The sequence below is a fragment of the Xenorhabdus griffiniae genome, assembly GCF_015163655.1.
In the GTDB taxonomy this organism is placed as follows: Bacteria; Pseudomonadota; Gammaproteobacteria; order Enterobacterales; family Enterobacteriaceae; genus Xenorhabdus; species Xenorhabdus griffiniae.
On the sequence record NZ_JADEUF010000219.1, the window covers coordinates 1 to 2,226 of the forward strand.

The 2,226-nt window shown below is 29.6% G+C and carries 2 protein-coding genes; both read right to left on the reverse strand.

What is annotated here, in order from left to right:
- Positions 1–1,300: polysaccharide deacetylase family protein (locus IQ211_RS18910; RefSeq protein WP_193836459.1), on the reverse strand; the 1,300-nt coding region annotated here is incomplete at its 3' end.
- Between the two features lie 4 nt (positions 1,301–1,304).
- Positions 1,305–2,226 (reverse strand): GNAT family N-acetyltransferase (locus IQ211_RS18915; RefSeq protein WP_228011625.1); only part of this gene is annotated, 922 nt, incomplete at its 5' end.

A 2,226-nucleotide genomic window follows, 5' to 3' on the forward strand; every position in this document is an offset into this window, starting at 1 on the left:
ATTCGCTGTTATGCCATAATAATGTAAATATACCATTAACTTTCTGGCAAGTTTTCTTATAATAATTAAATATTTCTTCTGCTTTTTCTAAATTAACTCCCATATATTTTGATGATAAAATTGAGCATTCCATAACAATTAATGGCCTTATACGTAGTTTTAGAGATTCATGGGTTATGGGGTTTATTGCTGGATACTCAAAGCATGTCCCACACCTAAAACCAGGCAGATCTGCATATCCTAATGTACTGTCGTAATTCAAACCAGCTTCTTCCCATGACATAAGTGTCTTAGGATGAGACCACCTTAAATAATGCATACGACCACCATATTTCTTTTGTTTTATTTTTTCGTTAGATAATAACTTTAATAATTTATTAAACTCGGACTTTATTTGTGATTCGGATAAATATGAATTGAAGCTTGGATGTAATCCTATGATATGTCCTCTTTTATGTATTTTTTTTATGAGTTCTTTTATCAAGGGAGATTCAATATTATAATCAGCATCTTTTTCTTGGTCTGTTATATCACAAATAAAATAAAATTCGCTTTTAATATTTTCTTTCTCTGATATATCCATGATCCAGTCAAATGAATTATATGGATCTCTTTTTAGAAAGAAATCGGATGATGCTAATTTTATTAAGGGAGCATAGATTAAAGAACTAGCCCTTTTATGCTTTATGATATCTCCAGCTATTTTTTTAAAGAAAGTTTTATTGTCAGAAAATTTAAAACGGAAAGGGCGATCTACATCATGCGTTGCTTTTATTTCAAATTTATGTTCTCTTAAAGGCAACTTAGGCCATAATTTATATATTAATTGTCTTAATATATATAACCATTCATCGACAATAGGTCTATTAAGATAGCCATTATTGTATGCGTGAGAAGCTATAGCTGGAAAGCGGCCATAAATATCAAGTTCATTGTCTCGATTGACTTCTTCTGAACGTGATAATATCCAATAAATCATACCAAGTAGATCATATTTTACTTTTAAGGAATGAATATTGTACTCTATTAAATTATTGGGGATAGGTAAATTTGAAAGAATAGGTAAAGGATGCCCCAATACTGATTGCAAGCCTTCTGATTCAGGAGACCAATAATTACAATTTAATTCACTTTTACCAAGTTTATAAAAATTATTTTCTGTATTAGAAAATACTATACTTTTTTTTTCGCATTTAGGGATCGTTAAATAAATAAAACCATTAACGTAGTTTAATAAAAATCTTTCGCCGTAATGATTCATTAATACAGACTCTAACCAATTTAATATTTTTCTATTCATGATTTCATTTTATAAGATTATACAATTTTAAAAGATTAGAATTCGTCTTAGTTATTTTGAAATAGGGAACTTGTTTGGCACCAAAAGCCCTAAATAGTTTCTCTATTGGCTCTATCATTGAACCTTCTAAATCAAATATCTTTGACTTTGAGTGTGTAAATTTTATTGCTTCCCACATACATAAACTAGTAGCACCGCTTTTCCTTAGATCAGGATCGGCTGCACCCATTAGATCATAAACTCTATTTTTATCCCACACAATATATTCAGCAGCATGGGCGATATTATTATCATCTCTAGCAAAAAATATAGCCCGGCAATTTCTTTTTTTGCATGCCTTGTCTAAATTTCTAACATATTCATCTGAGTATGGTGGCTGCATATTTTGTCTTTTAAAGACTAATCTATTTAATCTAATAAATTCTTCTATATTATCTTCTATTGTTACAGAAAGATTGAATCTATTGATAGCTTTTTTTATCTCTGTTCTTGTACTATTTTCAAAATTTTTCCATATAGAATCTAAGTCTGATAGAGCATCAATCACATATGTATAGTTAGTTGTTTGTTTATATCCTAACCAATAGGCTGGTAACCAGTTTATATAGTTTGGATGCCAATTTTGCTGATATAAGTCATATTTTGGTAACTGCTTGTACAAACTAGTAATTATTTGCTTTTCGGTTGATAGTTTTTTAGCATACTTTTGAGAGTGGTCTGTTTTTATCCATGGGCCAAGTGTTTGAGTTAATCTAGGAGAAGTGATTATTTTAAAAAATAGCTTTTTTTTAAACTGAAATGGTAAAGAACCTATTATATTTTTATTTTTATCTTTATATAATATAACATCCCAACTTGCATCACCAGCTGTAGCATCTAACCACCAGGCTTGGCTGAATAATGGAATTGATTCATCTATATTACAT